This window comes from Pseudomonas sp. AK181 (genome assembly GCF_051122975.1).
GTDB lineage: Bacteria > Pseudomonadota > Gammaproteobacteria > Pseudomonadales > Pseudomonadaceae > Aquipseudomonas > Aquipseudomonas lactis.
The window spans coordinates 5,911,550-5,931,205 of sequence record NZ_CP146348.1 but is presented as its reverse complement, the minus strand read 5'-3'; the positions used below and the strand labels follow the sequence as shown (position 1 = coordinate 5,931,205).

Genomic DNA, 19,656 nt, shown 5'->3' with positions numbered 1-19,656 from the left:
CAAGATCCATAAGTGTCATTCACTCCTTGTCTGACCGTTTTTGAGCGGCAGGCTACAACCCGTAAGGAGCATTCATGCGTCATTACGAAATCATCTTTTTGGTCCACCCGGATCAAAGCGAGCAAGTCGGCGGCATGGTTGAGCGTTACACCAAGCTGATCGAAGAAGACGGCGGCAAAATCCACCGTCTGGAAGATTGGGGCCGTCGTCAACTGGCCTACGCAATCAACAATGTTCACAAGGCTCACTACGTGATGCTGAACGTTGAGTGCACTGGCAAGGCCCTGGCCGAGCTGGAAGACAACTTCCGCTACAACGATGCAGTGATCCGTAACCTGGTCATCCGTCGCGAAGAAGCCGTTACCGGCCAATCCGAGATGCTCAAGGCTGAAGAAAACCGCAGTGAGCGCCGTGAGCGTCGCGATCGTCCTGAGCACGAAGGCGCTGATAGCGCTGAAGGCGAAGAGAACGACAGCGATAACGCTGACGAGTAATCCACGGACCTTATTAAGGAGCCTATCAAATGGCACGTTTCTTCCGTCGTCGTAAATTCTGCCGCTTCACCGCTGAAGACGTGAAAGAGATCGATTACAAAGATCTCAACACTCTGAAAGCCTACGTATCCGAGACCGGCAAAATCGTTCCAAGCCGTATCACCGGTACCAAAGCACGTTATCAGCGTCAGCTGGCCACCGCTATCAAGCGCGCCCGCTTCCTGGCCCTGCTGGCCTACACCGACAGCCACGGCCGCTGAGACCGGGCAGTCGACAAGTAGTAAGGGATTGAATGCATGCGCGCCTTAGCTGAGTTCATCATGCGCGGTCGCGTGCAGGCCACTCTGGTAGTGGCTGGATGTGCGGCATTGCCGTTGCTTTATTGGTTGGGTGCTGCCGCAGGTTGCCTTGTGCTACTGCGGCGCGGTTTGAAGGACGCCCTTGGCGTTCTTGCCCTGGGTTTGTTGCCGGCCTTGATCTGGTGGCTGCAAATGGGTGATCCACGGGTACTTCTGGTACTGCTGGGGTCATCGAGCCTTGCGTTGGTTTTGCGCGCAAGTGAGTCCTGGGTCCGCACGCTGCTGGTCAGCGTGGCATTGGGGTTGGTGTACTCAGTGATGCTTGGCGCGGCTTTCCGCCCGCAAATCGAGGCGCTGGCGCAGGAGATCGTCAAGATCCTGCCGTTGGCCCTCGGGGATCTCTACCAGCAGTTGTCGGTAGATGAGCGAGCGCGGTTTGCGTCACTGATTGCCCCGGTCCTGACCGGCCTGATTGCGGCTTTGTTGCAGGTCGTCAGCGTGCTGAGCCTGATTCTTGGGCGTTATTGGCAGGCGTTGTTGTACAACCCGGGTGGTTTTGGTCGCGAGTTTCGCAGTATCAGAATCCCAGCGGGGCCGGCGATGTTGCTGCTGGCGTGCATGGTTGTCGGGCCGAACTTCGGCCCACAGATGGCCTTGCTGGCGCCGATTTGCAGCGTACCGCTGGTGTTTGCCGGGCTGGCCCTGATTCATGGGCTTGCTGCGCAAAAGCGATTGGCCAAGTTTTGGCTGGTGGGGTTGTACGTCACGCTGGTGCTGTTCATGCAGCTGATCTATCCGTTACTCGTGGTCTTGGCCATTGTTGACAGCCTGATTGATTTTCGCGGTCGTCTGGCGTCGAAAGACGCCGATAACGCGAACGGTGAAGGTTAAAAGTTAGAGGATTTTCACATGCAACTGATCCTTCTGGAAAAAGTCGCCAACCTGGGCAACCTGGGCGACAAAGTGAACGTTAAGGCCGGCTACGGTCGTAACTACCTGCTGCCATACGGCAAAGCCACCGCTGCAACCGCTGCCAACCTGGCTGCGTTTGAAGAGCGTCGTGCTGAGCTGGAAAAAGCCGCAGCAGACAAAAAAGCGTCGGCCGAAACTCGCGCTGCCCAACTGGCTGAGCTGGAAGTGACTATCACTGCCACCGCTGGTGACGAAGGCAAGCTGTTCGGTTCGATCGGCACCCACGACATCGCTGATGCACTGACCGCCTCCGGCGTTGAAGTGCAGAAGAGCGAAGTTCGTCTGCCGAACGGCACCATCCGCAACGTAGGCGAATTCGACGTAGCCGTGCACCTGCACGCCGAAGTTGAAGCCACCGTACGCGTTGTCGTGGTAGCAGCTTAAGTCGCACCTAACTGACTGGCACCTCGCGTGCCAGCCGGTTAACATCGGGCACGATCCTGTTTACAGGTCGTGCCTTTTGTTTTTCTACACACCCCAAATTCCAAGTGGCCATGAACGAAATCTCCGCTCCTGAGCAATACGATCTGCAAACCGCTGCCCTGAAGGTGCCGCCGCATTCCATCGAGGCCGAACAGGCCGTGCTCGGTGGTTTGATGCTGGACAACAACGCCTGGGAACGCGTGCTGGATCAAGTCTCGGACGGTGATTTCTATCGCCATGACCACCGCTTGATCTTCCGCGCCATCGCCAAGCTTGCCGACCAGAACTCGCCGATCGACGTGGTGACCCTGGCCGAGCAGTTGGACAAGGAAGGCCAGACCTCCCAGGTCGGCGGCCTGGGCTACCTCGGTGAGCTGGCGAAAAACACGCCGTCCGTCGCCAACATCAAGGCCTACGCCCAGATCGTCCGCGAGCGTGCCACGCTGCGCCAGTTGATCGGCATCAGCACCGAAATCGCCGACAGCGCTTTCAACCCCGAAGGCCGCACTGCCGCCGAGATCCTTGACGAAGCCGAGCGCCAGATCTTCCAGATCGCCGAAGCCCGCCCGAAAACCGGCGGGCCGGTCAGCGTCAACGACCTGCTGACCAAGGCCATCGACCGCATCGACACCTTGTTCAACACCGATGCTGCCATTACCGGGATTTCCACCGGTTACACCGACCTCGACGAAAAGACCAGCGGCCTGCAGCCGTCCGACTTGATCATCGTCGCCGGCCGTCCATCCATGGGTAAGACCACCTTCGCGATGAACCTGGTGGAAAACGCCGTGTTGCGCAGCGACAAGGCCGTGCTGGTGTACTCCCTCGAGATGCCAGGCGAATCGCTGATCATGCGTATGCTCTCGTCGCTGGGCCGTATCGACCAGACCAAAGTACGTTCCGGTCAGCTGGAAGACGACGACTGGCCGCGCCTGACCTCGGCGGTCAACCTGCTCAATGACCGCAAGCTGTTCATCGATGACACCGCCGGTATCAGCCCGTCCGAAATGCGCGCGCGTACCCGCCGCCTGGTGCGTGAGCATGGCGACATTGCCCTGATCATGATCGACTACCTGCAGTTGATGCAGATCCCGGGGTCCAGTGGCGACAACCGTACCAACGAGATTTCTGAAATCTCTCGTTCCTTGAAGGCGCTGGCCAAGGAATTCAACTGCCCGGTGGTGGCGCTGTCCCAGCTCAACCGTTCCCTGGAACAACGTCCCAACAAGCGTCCGGTGAACTCCGACTTGCGGGAATCCGGAGCGATCGAGCAGGACGCCGACGTGATCATGTTCGTGTACCGCGACGAGGTGTACCACCCCGAGACGGAACACAAAGGCATTGCCGAAATCATCATCGGCAAGCAGCGGAACGGCCCGATCGGGTTTATCCGGTTGGCGTTCATCGGCAAGTACACGCGTTTCGAGAACCTGGCGCCGGGCAGCTACAACTTCGACGACGACGAGTAGTTTCAAGCACCTGTAAGGGCCTCATCGCAGGCAAGCCAGCTCCCACATGTGGAATGCGTTCTCCTGTGGGAGCTGGCTTGCCTGCGATGGGACCACCACAATTCCGACTACTGTCGTCGGAATTGGTCAAATTTTGTGCTATATTCCGCGCCCGCGATTTTTCATCTTCACACCGGTCACCGTCATGCAAACAGCCAAGCCGTTATTTGACTATCCCAAGTACTGGGCCGAATGTTTCGGTCCTGCGCCATTCCTGCCGATGAGCAGGGAGGAGATGGATCAGCTTGGCTGGGATTCGTGCGACATCATCATCGTCACCGGCGATGCCTATGTTGACCACCCCTCGTTCGGCATGGCGATCATCGGCCGGCTGCTGGAGTCCCAGGGCTTTCGCGTCGGGATCATCGCGCAACCGAACTGGCAGTCCAAAGACGACTTCATGAAGCTCGGCGAGCCGAACCTGTTCTTCGGCGTCGCGGCCGGCAACATGGACTCGATGATCAACCGCTACACCGCCGACAAGAAAATCCGCTCCGATGACGCCTACACCCCTGGCGGCATGGCCGGCAAACGCCCGGACCGCGCTAGCCTGGTGTACAGCCAGCGTTGCAAGGAAGCCTACAAGAACGTGCCGATCGTACTCGGCGGCATCGAAGCTTCCCTGCGCCGCATCGCCCACTACGACTACTGGCAAGACCGCGTGCGCAATTCGATCCTGATCGACGCCACCGCCGATATCCTGCTGTACGGCAACGCCGAGCGGGCCATCGTCGAAGTTGCCCAGCGCTTGTCGTGGGGCCACAAGATCGAAGACATCACCGATGTGCGCGGCACCGCCTTCATCCGCCGTGACACGCCGGCGGGCTGGTACGAAGTGGATTCCACGCGCATCGACCGTCCGGGCAAGATCGACAAGATCATCAACCCGTACGTGAATACCCAGGACACCCAGGCCTGCGCCATCGAGCAAGAAAAAGGCCCGGTGGACGATCCGGAAGAAGCCAAGGTTGTGCAGATTCTGGCCAGCCCGCGCATGACTCGTGACAAAACCGTGATCCGCCTGCCGTCGGTGGAAAAAGTCCGCGGCGACGCGGTGCTTTATGCCCACGCCAACCGCGTGTTGCACCTGGAAACCAACCCAGGCAACGCCCGCGCCCTGGTGCAGAAGCACGGTGAAGTGGACGTGTGGTTTAACCCGCCGCCCATTCCCATGACCACCGAAGAAATGGACTACGTGTTCGGCATGCCCTACGCCCGCGTACCGCACCCGGCGTATGGCAAGGAGAAGATCCCGGCCTACGACATGATCCGCTTCTCGGTGAACATCATGCGTGGCTGCTTCGGCGGCTGCACCTTCTGCTCGATCACCGAGCACGAAGGCCGCATCATCCAGAACCGTTCCGAAGAGTCGATCATTCGCGAAATCGAAGAGATCCGCGACAAAGTGCCGGGCTTCACCGGCGTGATCTCCGACCTCGGCGGCCCGACCGCAAACATGTACCGCATCGCCTGCAAGAGCCCGGAGATCGAATCCGCGTGCCGCAAGCCGTCGTGCGTGTTCCCTGGCATCTGCCCGAACCTGAACACCGACCACTCGTCGTTGATTCAGCTGTACCGCAGTGCCCGTGCGTTGCCGGGTGTGAAGAAGATCCTGATCGCTTCTGGCTTGCGCTACGACCTGGCCGTCGAGTCGCCGGAATATGTCAAAGAACTGGTCACCCACCACGTCGGTGGCTACCTCAAGATCGCCCCGGAACACACCGAGGAAGGTCCGCTCAACCAGATGATGAAGCCGGGCATTGGCAGCTATGACAAGTTCAAGCGCATGTTCGAGAAGTACACCAAGGAAGCGGGCAAGGAGCAGTACCTGATCCCGTACTTCATCGCCGCCCACCCTGGCACCACCGATGAAGACATGATGAACCTGGCCCTGTGGCTCAAGGGCAATGGCTTCCGTGCCGACCAGGTGCAGGCGTTCTATCCGTCGCCGATGGCCACCGCCACCGCGATGTACCACTCGGGCAAGAACCCGCTGCGCAAGGTCACCTACAAGAGCGACGCGGTAACCATCGTCAAGAGCGAGGAGCAGCGCCGCCTGCACAAGGCGTTCCTGCGTTACCACGACCCGAAGGGCTGGCCGATGCTGCGTGAAGCATTGACCCGCATGGGCCGTGCCGACCTGATCGGGTCGGGCAAGGACCAGTTAATCCCGCTGCACCAGCCGTCCACCGACAGCTACCAGAGCGCCCGGCGCAAGAACTCGACGCCGGCAGGCAGCCATAAGGTCGCCAAGGAAACCACCACCAAGATCCTCACCCAGCACACCGGCCTGCCACCCCGTGGCAGCGACGGCAGCAACCCGTGGGACAAGCGCGAGCAAGCCAAGGCAGCGGCCCAGGCGCGCAACAAGCAGGCGGCCAAGGAGCGCAGTGATGCGGCCAAGGGCAAGGGCGGCAAGCCTACGCGCAAGCCGGTTGTGCCGCGTTGATCGACGCCTGAAATGCAAAACGCCAGCCTCGTGCTGGCGTTTTGCTTTCTGGTCGGTGCTGAGTCTGTTTGGTAAGGTGGCGCCCATTAGATTGCTTTCGCAGGCAAGCCAGCTCCCACCTTTGGAATGCATTCCCCTGTGGGAGCTGGCTTGCCTGCGATGAGGCCGGTCTGGGCACTCTCAATTTCAAGGAAGAACACTTATGGGCAACCCCTTGCTCAACATCGGCATGGACTCCAACCGCTCCCAATTCATGGCGCGCCAGCGCATTGAAAGCCAGATCAACCTGCCGCGGCTGTTCGCCGTCATCGACGCCGACCCCAGCATTGTCGGCGCTGGCGTGGTGTACATCGACGCCGACTTCAACGTAATCACCCTGCGCGAATTCAAGCCCATCTGCAGCATCAAACCCAAGCGTGTCATTTTGCGCGAGGCGCAGAAGTACATCTCGCCGGCGCAGTTTGTCGAGCAGGTGAAGACCGACCCCCGTGAAGGGCGCCTCCAGAAGGAAGCCTTTGATATGGGCCTTTCCTGTGGCGCAGCGGTGATCGGCTGGATCGTGGTGTTCAGTGGCAGCGTCGCCGTACCGTTCACCGCCGGTGCCAGTGCTTTTGTGGTGGGCATTGGCGTCACGGCCGCGCTGGCCAGCAGTGCTCAGTGCGGATTTGGCGTGGCCCGTACCTATAACGAGATCCTTGACCCGCAAGCCAACGACCGCATGGACGACGCCCAGTGGTATGGCGCGGTGTCACCGATTCTCGATGCCGCATCGTTGGTGGGGATCGGAACGGGTGCCTTCACCACATTAAGGCTGCTCAAGGCCAAAAAGGCCACTGCGTTGGGCAAGAGTTGGTATGAGCTGCTCAAGGGCTTGAATCGCCAGGAACGCAAGAAATTGACCCAGGAATTGCTCAGCCTCAAAGACCCGAGCCTGACCCCCAAGTTGCTCAAGCTGCAGCAGCGCGCCGGCACGTTGCCCAAACGCTACAGCTCCACGGAAATCCGCCATGCCACGCTCACCCAACTCAAGGACGCCTTGGGCGGCATGTTGGGTATCTGGGGCAGCTATCGAACCGGCCACGTCGGCTCGGCGTCGACGCTTGCCATTGGCCTGTATGAGGAACTGACGGAATGAAGGGTTTTCCCGATAGGCGCAGTTTCCTTGCGCGTTATTTTCCGGTGTTCATGGGTACCATCTTCATGGCGATCTTTTCTGGCTCAGTGGCGGTCTCCACGGCGGGCGTGACCTATTTGCGCGGGGTTGAACCGACGCTCAAGGCCGACTACTCTGGGGCTGCAATCCTCGTGCTGGTGGCGGTGTTGGTGTTTGGCAATGTGATGATCGCACGCGGGTGTCCCTGGGCAACCCGGCTGGTGGCGGGCTACCTGGTGTGTTGCCTGCTGTTCGTGTTGCCGATGATTCAATACGGCCTCAATACCCTGGTGTACGGCTCGGCGGTGTTGTTTCCGCTGCTGGGTTTGTTGCTGCTCAACAGCAAGCGCCATCGTGAAATGCGCCAGCGATTACTCGAAATACGTCATCTGCGCCAAGCGGCGATTGCGCAACGCAAAGCCCGTTGATTGGGTAGATTCATTGGCGGTAGGTGGCCTGTTTGTGAGGGTGGCGCTCATCAGATTGCCATCGCAGGCAAGCCAGCTCCCACAGGGGAATGCATTTCAAGTGTGAGAGCTGGCTTGCCTGCGATGAGGCCGGTCTGGGCACTCTAAATTTCAAGGAAGAACCTTATGGGCAACGCCTTGTTCAACATCGGCATGCATTCCAACCGCTCTCAGTTTATGGCGCGCCAGCGCATCGAGAGCCTGATCAACCTGCCACGGCTGTTTGCGACCATCGATGCAGAAGGAGAGGACCAAGCTGACCAAGGAACTACTGTGTATCAATGATTCAGTACAACCCACACAGAGTTCTCTATAGCTTGTCGCTGATTTTCCCGCTGTTTGGCCTGCTGGTGCTCAACAGCAGCGGGCAGCGAGAAATGCGGGCAAAACTTGTGCAAATTCGCCAACTGCGCCAAGCCCTGAATACCAGGCGTACCACGCCTTAACTGGGTAGATTCACCACCTGCACTCAGCCCGGCGCTACAAATGTGTGCAGCGCATGCACCATAGCCGCAACGTTGGCGCCGTTTTGGTGCTGTACTGCACCGGGCCCGACGTTTTAGTGCAATGACTGCTGCTCTGGCATAAGTCTTGCGCGCGTTGTGCTTATGCCCTGGCTCGCAGGAGGCCGCCGTGTCGATTCATGTCGCGTTGCACCACGTTACGCATTACCGCTACGACCGTGCTGTCGAACTCGGCCCGCAGATCGTGCGGCTACGCCCGGCGGCCCATAGCCGTACGCGGATACTGTCCTACGCGCTGAAAGTGCTGCCCGAGCAGCATTTCATCAACTGGCAGCAAGACCCTCAGGGCAATTACCTGGCGCGCCTGGTGTTCCCGGAAAAGACTGACGAGTTGCGCATCGAAGTCGACCTGGTCGCCGAGATGGCGGTGTTCAATCCGTTCGATTTTTTCCTCGAACCCTACGCCGAAAATATCCCGTTCAGCTACGCCGCCGATGAGCAGCGCGAGCTGGCGCCGTACCTGGAAACCTTGCCGCTGACGCCGAGGTTGGCTGCGTATCTGGCGGGAATCGATCGCACGCCGCTACCGGCCGTGGATTTTCTCGTCGGCCTCAACCAGCGCCTGGCCGCCGATATCGGTTACTTGATTCGCATGGAACCGGGCGTGCAAACCCCGGAATTCACCCTGGAAAATGCGTCCGGCTCGTGCCGCGACTCGGCCTGGTTATTGGTGCAATTGCTGCGCAACCTCGGGTTGGCGGCGCGATTTGTCTCCGGTTACCTGATCCAGCTCACCGCCGACGTCAAAGCCCTCGATGGCCCGTCCGGTACCGAGGTGGACTTCACCGACCTGCACGCCTGGTGTGAAGTGTATTTGCCCGGCGCGGGCTGGATTGGCCTGGATGCCACGTCCGGGTTGTTTGCCGGTGAAGGGCATATCCCTTTGGCCTGCAGCCCCGATCCATCGTCCGCCGCGCCGATCAGCGGGTTGGTGGAGCCGTGCGAATGCGAGTTCACCCATGAGATGTCGGTGGAACGGATCTGGGAAGCGCCACGGGTGACCAAGCCCTACACCGAAGAACAATGGTTGGCGATCCAGGCCCTGGGCCGGCAGATCGACGGCGACCTGCTCGTGGACGACGTACGCCTGACCATGGGCGGCGAGCCGACCTTCGTCTCTATCGACGACCCCGACGGCGCCGAGTGGAACACTGCAGCCCTGGGCCCGGACAAGCGACGCCTGTCGGCCGAGCTGTTCCAGCGCCTGCGCCAGCACTATGCGCCCAAGGGCCTGGTGCATTTCGGCCAAGGCAAGTGGTACCCCGGCGAGCAATTGCCGCGTTGGTCGCTCAACTGCTATTGGCGCCGCGATGGCGTGCCGATCTGGCACAACAGCGCGCTGATCGCCGATGAGCAAGAGGACTACGGCGCCGATGGGGTGATGGCCGGGCGTTTCCTGGCCAGCGTCGCCGAGCGCCTCAAACTACCGGCGCGCTTCGTGTTCCCGGCGTTCGAAGACAATTTCTACTACCTGTGGCGCGAAGGGGCGCTGCCCCAGAACGTCACCGCCCAGGACCCGCGCCTGAGCGACGACCTGGAGCGTGAACGCCTGCGTAAAGTCTTCAGCCAGGGCCTGGATAAAGTCATTGGCCAGGTGCTGCCGCTGGCACGTACTGCGGCCAATGACCGCTGGCAGAGTGGGCGTTGGTACCTGCGCGACAACCATTGCCGTCTGGTGCCTGGGGATTCGCCGCTGGGCTATCGCCTGCCGCTCGCTTCGCAGCCCTGGGTGACTGCGGCGGAGTATCCGTTTGTGCATCCGACCGACCCTAACCAGGATCAGCCGGATCTGCCGACCAGCGCCCAGTTGCAAAACCATGGCGAGCCCGCGCCGGGTGATGAGCGTGTGCCCAAGGTCGACGAGTCCGCCGACTGGCTGACCCGTACCGCGCTGTGCGCCGAAGCACGGGAAGGTCGCCTGTACCTGTTTATGCCGCCGCTGGAGCGCGTCGAGGATTACCTGGAGCTGGTGACTGCCATTGAGGCCACCGCCGAAGAGCTGCATTGCCCGGTGCTGCTGGAAGGCTACGAGCCGCCAGCGGATACACGTCTGAGCAATTTCCGGGTCACGCCAGACCCCGGTGTCATCGAGGTCAACGTACAGCCGTCCGCCACCTGGGACGAGTTGGTAGAGCGCACCGAATTCCTGTACGAAGAGGCCCGGCAAACCCGCCTGACCACCGAGAAGTTCATGATCGACGGGCGCCACACCGGCACCGGTGGCGGTAACCACTTCGTGCTGGGCGGTGCGACGCCCAAGGATTCGCCCTTCCTGCGCCGGCCGGACCTGCTGCGCAGCCTGATCAGCTACTGGCATAACCACCCGGCGTTGTCTTATTTGTTCTCCGGCCTGTTTATCGGCCCCACCTCCCAAGCGCCCAGGGTGGATGAGGCGCGTAACGATGCGCTGTATGAACTGGAAATCGCCTTCGCGCAGATGCCGGAGCCGGGCGAGGAGTGCCCGCCATGGTTGGTGGATCGCCTGTTGCGCAACCTGCTGATTGACGTGACGGGCAATACCCATCGTGCCGAATTCTGTATCGACAAACTCTACTCACCCGACGGCGCCACTGGCCGCCTGGGCCTGCTGGAACTGCGCGCCTTTGAAATGCCGCCCCATGCGCGCATGAGCCTGACCCAGCAATTGTTGCTGCGAGCGCTGGTCGCGCGGTTCTGGCGCGAGCCCTATGCGCCGCCGAAGCTGGCGCGCTGGGGCACTGAACTGCATGACAGTTTCCTGTTGCCGCACTTTATCGAGCAGGACTTTGCCGACGTGATCGTCGAACTGAACGCGGCCGGCTACCCACTGCGGGCCGAATGGTTCGCGGCGCATCTGGAGTTCCGTTTCCCCAAGGTGGGCGACTACGCCGTCAGCGGTATCGAACTGGAACTGCGCCAGGCCTTGGAGCCTTGGCACGTGCTGGGCGAGGAGGGCGCGGTGGGTGGCACGGTGCGCTATGTGGATTCGTCCCTGGAGCGCCTGCAAGTGAAGTTGAGCGGATTGCCGCCGCAACGCTACCTGCTGACCTGCAATGGCGTACCGGTGCCGCTGCAACCCACCGGCCGCGTCGGCGAGTTCGTGGCGGGCGTGCGTTACCGCGCCTGGCAACCGGCCAACTGCCTGCAACCGACCATCCCCGTGCATGCGCCGCTGGTATTCGACCTGCTCGACACCTGGATGCAGCGCTCGTTGGGCGGCTGCCAATACCACGTGGCGCACCCGGGCGGGCGCAATTACGACAGCCTGCCGGTGAATGCCAATGAGGCGGAGAGCCGGCGCATGGCGCGGTTTTTCCGCTTGGGGCATAGCCCGGGCAAGCTTGTGGTGCCGACTGTAACGGTAAACGATGAGTTGCCAATGACCCTGGATTTGCGGCGTTTTACAAAAAATAAGGAATGAACATGATCCCAGTGTGGGAGCTGGCTTGCCTGCGATAGCGGTGGTTTAGTCGATAGTTCTGGTGACTGATACACCGCTATCGCAGGCAAGCCAGCTCCCACATCGGATCGTAGTGAATTTGAGTTAACCTGACTTCCCTTGCCTCTGCCGAGCGTTCCATGTCCGACTTGCTCGACCGTTACCCGCTCACCGCGGGCACCTATCACGAACTGCTGGATGCCAGCGGCGCTGTGCGTGCCCATTGGCGACGCTTGTTCGATCACCTGCAACGCAGCACGCCCGCACAACTGGCCCAGCGCCAGGCGTTGCTGACGCGCCAGATCCAGGAAAACGGCGTCACCTACAACGTCTACGCCGACCCCAAGGGTGCCGATCGCCCCTGGGAGCTTGACCTGTTGCCCCATGTGCTGGCCGCCGAGGAGTGGCAGCAACTGTCGGCTGGCATCGCCCAGCGTGCGCGCCTGCTCAATGCGGTGCTGGCCGACCTGTATGGCCCGCAGCGCCTGATCAAGGAAGGCTTGCTGCCGGCCGAACTGGTGTTCGGGCATAACAACTTTCTGTGGCCGTGCCAGGGTATCCAGCCGCCTGACGGTGCGTTCCTGCATCTGTACGCAGTCGACCTGGCACGCACCCCGGATGGCCGCTGGTGGGTCACCGCCGACCGCACCCAAGCCCCGTCGGGCGCCGGCTACGCCCTGGAAAACCGCACCATCGTGTCCCGCGCCTTCCCGGACCTGTACCGGGATATGCAGGTGCAGCACCTCACCGGTTTCTTTCGCACGTTGCAGGAAACCCTGGCGCGCCAGGCCCCTGGCGATGACCAGCCGCCACTGATCGTGTTGCTCACGCCGGGGCGTTTCAACGAAAGCTATTTCGAACATCTGTACCTGGCGCGCCAGCTCGGCTATCCCTTGGTCGAGGGCGGCGACCTCACCGTGCGCGACAGCACCGTGTTCCTGAAAACCCTCAGCGGCCTGCGCCGGGTACACGCGATCATGCGTCGCCTTGATGATGATTTCTGCGACCCGCTGGAGCTGCGCACCGACTCGGCGCTGGGCGTGCCGGGCCTGCTCGATGCCGTGCGCCAAGGCAATGTGCTGGTGGCCAATGCTTTGGGCAGTGGCGTGCTGGAGTCCCCGGGGTTGCTGGGCTTTTTGCCCAAGATCAACGAGTTTTTGTTCGGTGAAGCCTTGATCCTGCCGTCGATCGCCACCTGGTGGTGCGGCGAAGCGCCGGTGCTTGCCGAAGCCTTGGAAAAACTCCCGGAGCTGCTGATCAAGCCGGCATTCCCCTCGCAAAGTTTCGCCCCGGTGTTTGGTCGCGACCTTGATGACGAACAGCGCCAGGCCCTGGCCGAACGCATGCGTGCGCGGCCCTATGCCTATGTCGCCCAAGAGCTGGCGCAGTTGTCTCAGGCGCCGGTCTGGCACACCGTGGATGACCACTTGCAACACCGCGCCATCGGCATGCGGGTCTACGCCGTGGCCAGTGATGACGGTTATCGGGTGCTGCCCGGCGGCCTGACCCGTGTGGCGGCCGACGCTGATGCCGAGGTGGTATCGATGCAACGCGGCGGGGCGAGCAAGGACACCTGGGTGCTCGGCGAACGCGTGCCGGGTGGCGAGCAGTGGCGCGCCCAACGCACCATTGGCGCCTATGACCTGGTGCGCCGCGATCCCTATTTGCCCTCGCGGGTGGTGGAAAACCTGTTCTGGTTCGGTCGTTACTGCGAGCGCTGCGATGACAGTGCGCGCTGGCTGCGCATCGTGCTGGCGCGGTATGTCGATGGCGACGATCCGCTGGCGTTGCAAGCCGCCGTCGAACTCGGCGAAAGCCTGCGCCTGTTGCCGGAGGAGGGCGAGCTGCCTGAGCGTCTGCTCGCGGCCTTGCTGGGTGATGACTGGCCTTCAAGCCTGCGCGCCAATTTGCAGCGCTTGCAGTGGGCGGCGTCCCAGGTGCGCGGCAAGTTGTCCCGGGAAAACTGGCAGGCCCTGGTGGAGCTGCAACGCGAAGCCATGGAACTGGAAAGCGACACTGCAGACTTTGGCGAGCTGCTCGACTTTCTCAATCGCCTGGTGATGTCCCTGGCGGCGCTGTCCGGGTTTGCCCTGGACGACATGACCCGCGATGAAGGCTGGCGCTTCTTGATGATGGGCCGGCGCATCGAGCGTCTACAGTTTCTGAGCAGCAGCCTTGCGGCGTTCCTGCGCGGTGTGGCGGTGTTCGATCAGGCCGGGCTGGAATGGTTGCTGGAGCTGGGCAACAGCAGCATCACCTACCGCTCGCGCTACCTGGCGGTGCCGCAGTTGATCCCGGTGCTCGACCTGCTGCTGCTTGACGAGCAGAACCCCCACGCGGTGCTGTTCCAGCTCAAGTTGGTGAGCCGCACCCTGCGCCGTCTCAATGATGATTTCGGCGTGCCCCGTGAAACCGGGCTGGCGCCGTTGGTCGAGCGCCTGGCGCGTTTTGACCTGGGCTGCCTGGAGAACGGCCTGTTTGGCGAAACCAGCGTGCGTGCCGCCCTGGACGGCCTGGCCGACTTGCTGCAAGCGGTGGCCGATGAAAGCGGGCAAATGTCTGATCGCCTGGCGCTGCGTCATTTTGCCCACGTGGATGATGTCAGCCAACAAACGGTGTCGGTGTAATGAGCGCGCGCTATCAGATTTTCCACGATACCCATTACCACTACGACAGCCCGGTGTCCCTGGCCCAGCAACTGGCGCACCTGTGGCCACGGCCGTGCGCCTGGCAGAAGTGCACCTGGCAGCAGTTGGATATCAGCCCGGAACCCACCTCACGCCGCGACGAACTGGACGTGTTCGGCAACCCGATCACCCGCCTGGCGTTCGAACGGCCTCATGACGAATTACTGGTGAACGCCGGGTTGACCGTGGAAGTGCTGGCGCGGCCTGTTTTGGACTTTCAGCGATCGCCGCCCTGGGACCATACCCGCGACAGCCTGACCTACAGCAGCCAGCCCCTGAGCGCCGAGGTGATCGAAGCCTGCCGTTATCGCTTCGAGTCGCCCTATGTGCATCTGAAGAAAACTTTCGTCGAATTCTCCGAAAGCTGCTTCCCGCCCGGCGAGCCTTTACTTCTGGGCACGCAGGCATTGATGGAGAAGATCTTCAGCGAATTTACCTTCGATGCCGAAGCCACCCAGGTCGCCACGCCGCTGGTGGAAGTGCTGGAGCGCCGTCGCGGCGTGTGCCAGGACTTCGCTCACCTGATGCTTGCCTGCCTGCGTTCGCGGGGCTTGGCGGCGCGCTATATCAGTGGCTACCTGCTCACCCAGCCACCGCCCGGCCAGCCACGGCTGATTGGCGCGGATGCGTCCCATGCGTGGGTTTCGGTGTTTTGCCCGGTATCAGGCTGGGTGGATTTTGACCCGACCAACAATGTGCAGCCGGCACTGGAGCACATCACCCTGGCCTGGGGCCGGGATTTTTCCGATGTGTCGCCTTTGCGGGGGGTGATTCTGGGGGGAGGCAGCCACGACCCGGAGGTGCGGGTGACGGTGATGCCGCTGGAATAAAAAACGATGATTCCCACGCTTCGCGTGGGAATGCCTGCTGTGACGCTCTGCGTCACCCTTGCGCCGGCTTCAAGCCTGGAGCGGGATGCGGAGCGTCCGGGGATGCATTCCCACGCGGAGCGTGGGAACGATCAGCGTGGGAACGATCATTCTGCGGGGTCTTTCGGGGTTTCGGTCTCGTCAGTTGCCGCTTCACCTTCGGCATCCGGGTTCAGTGCGCCGGCTTCTTCGTCTGCAGCTGCTTTCTTGCGTTGCAGCTTTTCCTCTTTCTTCTGTTCCTTGGCCAAGTCTCTCTGACGTTTGGCGAAGGAGTAATTAGGTTTGGCCATGGGCGATCCTCTAGGGTCGAAGGTGAGGGTGGGCGGCGCGCAGCTGCCTCGGGTCGTCATGGTAGCAGCTTCAGGGTGCCCTTTGCTTTCACTTACCGCAGGCGTAGGCAGCCAGAAGGCCGTTGAACAGGTGATTAAGGTGCATGGCATGAACTCCCGTGAGTGGTGGGCCGATCATAGGCAGGGTGCGGCAGTTTGGCTGGTTGATTGTGTTGATGAAGCTGATAGCCTAAAGTTGTATACAATCTGTTGATTCAGATCATAAGAACTCAAGCCTGATTGAGGCACCCTTACCGCAATCCGCGTTTTTAAAACCCTGCCTTGGAGATTCACATGTTTGCCAAACTCGTTGCTGTTTCCCTGCTGACTCTGGCGAGCGGCCAGTTGCTTGCTGCAGAGTGCAAGGTCACTGTCGACTCCACTGACCAGATGTCTTTCAACACCAAAGAAATCACTATCGACAAGAGCTGCAAGCAGTTCACCGTCGAGCTGACTCACTCGGGCAGCTTGCCAAAGAACGTGATGGGGCATAACTGGGTGCTGACCACCGAAGCCAATATGCAGCCTGTGGCTACCGATGGCATGGCTGCTGGTATCGACAAGGATTACCTGAAAGCCGGTGATGAGCGCATCATCGCCCACACCAAGATCATCGGCGCTGGCGAGAAAGACTCGGTGACCTTCGACGTCTCCAAGCTGAAGGCTGATGAGAAGTACAGTTTCTTCTGCTCGTTCCCAGGCCACATCTCGATGATGAAAGGTGCTGTGGTTCTGAAGTAAGACCGCGTTACCGTTCATCGCAGGCAAGCCAGCTCCCACATTCGACCGCATTCCCATGTTGGAATACGGTCAAGTGTGGGAGCTGGCTTGCCTGCGATGGCGATCTGCAAATCAACACAGAACTGTCGGGTTCACCTCAAGGCGCAAACGGCATCACCCGCTTGTGCTCAGTCTTGCGATAGGTCTCGCAGATAATCCTGAACGCCTCTTCACGCACCGGCTCACCCTGCAGGAACGCATCGATCTCGGCATAGGTCACGCCATGTGACGCCTCGTCCGGCTTGCCCGGCGACAGGTCTTCGAGGTCGGCGGTCGGCACCTTCTCCACCAGCGATTCCGGCGCGCCAAAGTGGCGAGCAATGGCACGCACCTGATGCTTCACCAGCCCGCTCAACGGCGCCAGGTCACAGGCCCCGTCACCGAACTTGGTGAAAAAGCCCATCACCGCTTCCGCCGCATGGTCAGTGCCGATCACCAAGCCTCCGGCCGCGCCGGCGATGGTGTACTGGGCCACCATGCGCATGCGTGCCTTGGTGTTGCCCAGCACGAAGTCACGGGACGCTGCGGCCTTGCCTTCAAAGGCAGCCACTTCCTTGGCCAGGGCTTTTACTGCCGGGCCGATGTTCACGGTGTGGCGTTCGTCCGGCTCGATAAAGTCCACGCAAGCCTGGGCGTCGTGTTCGTCGAACTGGGTTTCGTAGGGCAGGCGCACGGCGATAAAACGGTACGCCTCATCACCGGTGCTGGCGCGCAGTTCCTGCATCGCACGTTGGGCCAAGAGGCCTGCGGTCAGGGAATCGACACCGCCACTGATGCCGAGCACCAGGGTCTTGAGCCCGGAATTGCGCAGGCAGTCCTGGATAAAGGCCACGCGCCGGGCAACTGCGGCTTCAAGGGCGGCCTGGTCTTTGAACGGGGCTTGCACCTTGAGCTGTTGCGCAATCTCACGCTGTACGGCTTGCATGATTCACTCCTTGCTGGATAGGGCAGGTACTTTGAAAACGTGACGCAAATAGGCGACAAAATTCGGGTCGGTGCAATGGGTCTTGCCCGCTTCATCGGAGATCTTCGCGACGGGCTGGCCATTGCAGGCGGTCATTTTAAGCACGATGCTCATCGGTTCCACCCCTGGAATATCACAGGTCAGGTTGGTGCCGATGCCAAAGCTCACATTAATGCGACCACGCAACGCCCGGAATATTTCCAACGCCTTGGGCAATGTCAGACTGTCGGAGAACACCAGGGTCTTGCTCATCGGTTCGATGCCCAGCTTGTGGTAGTGGGCGATGGCTTTTTCTGCCCACTGGATCGGATCACCGGAGTCATGGCGCAGGCCGTCGAACAGCTTGGCGAAGTACAAGTCGAAGTCGCCCAGGAACGCGTCGGTGGTGATGCAATCGGTGAGGGCGATACCCAGCAGGCCACGGTACTCGCGCACCCAGCAATCAAGGGCGGCGATCTGGCTATCGATCAGGCGCGGGCCGAGTTGCTGGTGGGCCATGATCCATTCATGGGCCATGGTGCCCAGCGGCTTCATATCGAATTCGCGGGCCAGGTGCACGTTGCTGGTGCCGACAAAACGCCCAGGGAAATCGTGCTTGAGCACGCTGACCACTTCCTCTTGCACACGGTAGGAAAAGCGCCGGCGCGTGCCGAAGTCCGCCACTTGCAGCTCCGACAGCTCGTCGCTGCTGGCGTTGGCGGTCAGCCAGTCGAACTTGCGATACAGCTGCTCGCGGGCCTGTTCAAGGATCACGGTCTGGTAGCGGTAGCGGTTACGCACCTCGCTGACGATGGCCAGCATCGGCACTTCAAACAGGATCACATGCAGCCACGGCCCGCGCAGGCGGATAAACAATTCGCCGTTCTCGATGCCGGTTTGCACATATCGCAGGTTGAAGCGAAACAGCCCGAGGAAGCGCAGAAAGTCCGGCTTCATGAAGCTGATGCGTTCCAGGAACCCCAGTTGATCGGGGCTCAGGCTCAGCTCGGCGAGGCGCTCGATCTGGTAACGGATCTCCGCCAGGTAAGGGCGCAGGTCTTCACTGTTACGGCAACGAAACTCCCATTCAACTTCCACGTTCGGGTAGTTGTGCAGCACCGCCTGCATCATGGTCAGCTTGTAGAAGTCGGTGTCGAGCAGGTTCTGCACGATGCGATCGGCAAACACACTCTCGCTCATAACGGGAATCTCCAGACGGGTCGGCGATGGAGGCCGGCCTTTACGCACAATTGAGGAAGGGGGTTAGTGGCGCATAGACCTGTGGGGGATTGCCAGTGATTTTTTCAGTGAGGCTATTGGCGTCATCGCAGGCAAGCCAGCTCCCACCTCTGAAATGCATTCCAATGTGGGAGCTGGCTTGCCTGCGATGGCGGTTGTCCAGGCGCCTAAATAACCTGCTCCATCATCCACTTCACAAATTCGCGCACCTTGGGCACCTCCGCCGAATGCTCAGGATACGCCAAGTAGTAAGCATCCTGGCTCGGCATCCCATGCTGCCAGGGAATGACCAACTTGCCCTCGGCCAATTCCTCCTCCACCAGAAAGCGCGGCAACAGCGCCACGCCACACCCGACCTGCGCCGCACGGATGCACATATAGAACGTGTCGAACCGCGGCCCATGGTAGCTGTGCTCGGTATGAAAGCCCTGGCTGGCGAACCAGTCATGCCAGCCCTGGGGGCGCGAGGCGTTTTGCAGCAGCACCAGCTCGCTCAGTTGCGTGGGGTCGGTGAAAGGCTCGGCGGGCAGGCTGTCGGGCGAACAAACTGGTATCAGCTCTTCACTGAACAGTTTCAGGCTCTCGGTGCCAGGGCGTGCGCCCTGGCCGAAGTAGAACGCCATGTCGGCCTTGCCTTGCAGTAACTCGTCCGGGTCCTGTTCATTGCACAGGTCCAGGTGGATCTGCGGGTGGCGTAAACGCCAACCCTTGAGGCGCGGCACCAGCCAGCGTGCGCCGAAGGTGTAGGGCGTGGACACACGCAGCACTTCGGTTTCGCCGCCGTAGGAGCGCAGGTAGTGGGTAGACATTTCCACCTGGGTGAGGATCTTGCGCACTTCCACCAGGTACAAGTCGCCCGCCGGGGTCATCTGCAAGCGCCGGCGCACGCGGCGAAACAGCAGGTGTTGCAACAGTTCTTCCAACTGCGCCACCTGTTTGCTCACCGCGCTTTGGGTGAGGTTCAGTTCCTCGGCGGCGCGGGTGAAGCTCAGGTGGCGGGTGGCCGCTTCGAAACACTGCAGGGCGGTGATCGAGGGCAAATGTCTTTTGTTCAGCACGGCATGCCTCTTTTTATTCTTTGCATGAATAAAGGGAATGATAT

At 60.9% G+C, this 19,656-nt stretch carries 17 protein-coding genes and 1 pseudogene; 14 read left to right on the top strand and 4 right to left on the bottom strand.

Annotated elements, in window-relative coordinates:
- Positions 1-74 precede the first annotated feature (74 nt).
- From rpsF to V8689_RS27030, 13 genes and pseudogenes are all read left to right on the top strand, one after another.
- A complete protein-coding gene (gene rpsF / locus V8689_RS27090) occupies positions 75-494 on the top strand; it encodes a 30S ribosomal protein S6 (protein WP_056782758.1) in 420 nt (139 codons plus the stop codon).
- A 29-nt stretch (positions 495-523) separates the two neighbouring features.
- The gene (rpsR, locus tag V8689_RS27085) at positions 524-754 is read left to right on the top strand and encodes a 30S ribosomal protein S18 (RefSeq protein ID WP_002551829.1); all 231 of its coding nucleotides are present in this window, start codon (positions 524-526) and stop codon (positions 752-754) included.
- Between the two features lie 36 nt (positions 755-790).
- Positions 791-1,684, top strand: a complete 894-nt coding sequence (locus V8689_RS27080; RefSeq protein ID WP_032893827.1) for a hypothetical protein — start codon at positions 791-793, stop codon at positions 1,682-1,684.
- Positions 1,685-1,702: 18 nt separating this feature from the next.
- Positions 1,703-2,149 (top strand): 50S ribosomal protein L9, encoded by a 447-nt coding sequence (gene rplI, locus V8689_RS27075; RefSeq protein WP_003171376.1) that lies wholly within the window; start codon positions 1,703-1,705, stop codon positions 2,147-2,149.
- 110 nt (positions 2,150-2,259) lie between these two features.
- Positions 2,260-3,657 carry a replicative DNA helicase gene (gene dnaB, locus V8689_RS27070; RefSeq protein WP_003188079.1) on the top strand — a complete coding sequence of 466 codons (1,398 nt, stop codon included), beginning with the start codon at positions 2,260-2,262 and terminating at the stop codon, positions 3,655-3,657.
- Between the two features lie 184 nt (positions 3,658-3,841).
- A complete protein-coding gene (locus V8689_RS27065; protein ID WP_003188080.1) occupies positions 3,842-6,145 on the top strand; it encodes a YgiQ family radical SAM protein in 2,304 nt (767 codons plus the stop codon).
- 202 nt (positions 6,146-6,347) lie between these two features.
- Positions 6,348-7,280 (top strand): NAD synthetase, encoded by a 933-nt coding sequence (locus V8689_RS27060; protein WP_434520654.1) that lies wholly within the window; start codon positions 6,348-6,350, stop codon positions 7,278-7,280.
- Positions 7,277-7,726, top strand: a complete 450-nt coding sequence (locus V8689_RS27055) for a hypothetical protein (RefSeq protein WP_056782759.1) — start codon at positions 7,277-7,279, stop codon at positions 7,724-7,726. Before V8689_RS27060 ends, V8689_RS27055 begins: the two co-directional genes overlap by 4 nt.
- A gap of 165 nt (positions 7,727-7,891) precedes the next feature.
- A pseudogene (locus V8689_RS27050) lies at positions 7,892-8,008 on the top strand (NAD synthetase); the annotation flags it as partial.
- A gap of 38 nt (positions 8,009-8,046) precedes the next feature.
- Positions 8,047-8,211, top strand: a complete 165-nt coding sequence (locus tag V8689_RS27045; protein ID WP_314691347.1) for a hypothetical protein — start codon at positions 8,047-8,049, stop codon at positions 8,209-8,211.
- A 187-nt stretch (positions 8,212-8,398) separates the two neighbouring features.
- Positions 8,399-11,689 carry a DUF2126 domain-containing protein gene (locus V8689_RS27040; RefSeq protein WP_056782760.1) on the top strand — a complete coding sequence of 1,097 codons (3,291 nt, stop codon included), beginning with the start codon at positions 8,399-8,401 and terminating at the stop codon, positions 11,687-11,689.
- Between the two features lie 158 nt (positions 11,690-11,847).
- Positions 11,848-14,334 (top strand): circularly permuted type 2 ATP-grasp protein, encoded by a 2,487-nt coding sequence (locus V8689_RS27035; protein ID WP_056782761.1) that lies wholly within the window; start codon positions 11,848-11,850, stop codon positions 14,332-14,334.
- A complete protein-coding gene (locus V8689_RS27030) occupies positions 14,334-15,224 on the top strand; it encodes a transglutaminase family protein (RefSeq protein ID WP_056782762.1) in 891 nt (296 codons plus the stop codon). The genes V8689_RS27035 and V8689_RS27030 overlap by 1 nt, the downstream gene beginning before the upstream one ends.
- A 146-nt stretch (positions 15,225-15,370) precedes the next feature.
- Here the strand turns inward: V8689_RS27030 and V8689_RS27025 are convergent, their stop codons facing one another.
- The gene (locus tag V8689_RS27025; RefSeq protein WP_005784271.1) at positions 15,371-15,553 is read right to left on the bottom strand and encodes a hypothetical protein; all 183 of its coding nucleotides are present in this window, start codon (positions 15,551-15,553) and stop codon (positions 15,371-15,373) included.
- Between the two features lie 333 nt (positions 15,554-15,886).
- Here V8689_RS27025 and azu point away from each other — a divergent pair, with 333 nt between their 5' ends.
- Entirely contained in the window at positions 15,887-16,333 is a 447-nt protein-coding gene (gene azu / locus V8689_RS27020) for an azurin (RefSeq protein WP_056782764.1), read from the top strand.
- A gap of 136 nt (positions 16,334-16,469) precedes the next feature.
- Here the strand turns inward: azu and nadE are convergent, their stop codons facing one another.
- The 3 genes from nadE to V8689_RS27005 all read right to left on the bottom strand — a co-directional run bounded on the left by nadE (position 16,470) and on the right by V8689_RS27005 (position 19,612).
- Positions 16,470-17,297, bottom strand: a complete 828-nt coding sequence (gene nadE, locus V8689_RS27015; protein WP_056782765.1) for an ammonia-dependent NAD(+) synthetase — start codon at positions 17,295-17,297, stop codon at positions 16,470-16,472.
- Between the two features lie 3 nt (positions 17,298-17,300).
- Positions 17,301-18,515 carry a nicotinate phosphoribosyltransferase gene (pncB, locus tag V8689_RS27010; protein WP_003188094.1) on the bottom strand — a complete coding sequence of 405 codons (1,215 nt, stop codon included), beginning with the start codon at positions 18,513-18,515 and terminating at the stop codon, positions 17,301-17,303.
- Positions 18,516-18,721: 206 nt separating this feature from the next.
- Positions 18,722-19,612, bottom strand: coding sequence for a LysR family transcriptional regulator (locus tag V8689_RS27005; RefSeq protein WP_056782766.1), 891 nt, complete (start codon positions 19,610-19,612; stop codon positions 18,722-18,724).
- Positions 19,613-19,656 lie beyond the last annotated feature (44 nt).

Bases quoted from the DNA above. Each gene is read 5' to 3' on its own strand.
- rpsF (WP_056782758.1), top strand. From the start codon at position 75: ATGCGTCATTACGAAATCATCTTTTTGGTCCACCCGGATCAAAGCGAG.
- rpsR (WP_002551829.1), top strand. From the start codon at position 524: ATGGCACGTTTCTTCCGTCGTCGTAAATTCTGCCGCTTCACCGCTGAA.
- V8689_RS27080 (WP_032893827.1), top strand. From the start codon at position 791: ATGCGCGCCTTAGCTGAGTTCATCATGCGCGGTCGCGTGCAGGCCACT.
- rplI (WP_003171376.1), top strand. From the start codon at position 1,703: ATGCAACTGATCCTTCTGGAAAAAGTCGCCAACCTGGGCAACCTGGGC.
- dnaB (WP_003188079.1), top strand. From the start codon at position 2,260: ATGAACGAAATCTCCGCTCCTGAGCAATACGATCTGCAAACCGCTGCC.
- V8689_RS27065 (WP_003188080.1), top strand. From the start codon at position 3,842: ATGCAAACAGCCAAGCCGTTATTTGACTATCCCAAGTACTGGGCCGAA.
- V8689_RS27060 (WP_434520654.1), top strand. From the start codon at position 6,348: ATGGGCAACCCCTTGCTCAACATCGGCATGGACTCCAACCGCTCCCAA.
- V8689_RS27055 (WP_056782759.1), top strand. From the start codon at position 7,277: ATGAAGGGTTTTCCCGATAGGCGCAGTTTCCTTGCGCGTTATTTTCCG.
- V8689_RS27045 (WP_314691347.1), top strand. From the start codon at position 8,047: ATGATTCAGTACAACCCACACAGAGTTCTCTATAGCTTGTCGCTGATT.
- V8689_RS27035 (WP_056782761.1), top strand. From the start codon at position 11,848: ATGTCCGACTTGCTCGACCGTTACCCGCTCACCGCGGGCACCTATCAC.
- V8689_RS27030 (WP_056782762.1), top strand. From the start codon at position 14,334: ATGAGCGCGCGCTATCAGATTTTCCACGATACCCATTACCACTACGAC.
- V8689_RS27025 (WP_005784271.1), bottom strand. From the start codon at position 15,553: ATGGCCAAACCTAATTACTCCTTCGCCAAACGTCAGAGAGACTTGGCC.
- azu (WP_056782764.1), top strand. From the start codon at position 15,887: ATGTTTGCCAAACTCGTTGCTGTTTCCCTGCTGACTCTGGCGAGCGGC.
- nadE (WP_056782765.1), bottom strand. From the start codon at position 17,297: ATGCAAGCCGTACAGCGTGAGATTGCGCAACAGCTCAAGGTGCAAGCC.
- pncB (WP_003188094.1), bottom strand. From the start codon at position 18,515: ATGAGCGAGAGTGTGTTTGCCGATCGCATCGTGCAGAACCTGCTCGAC.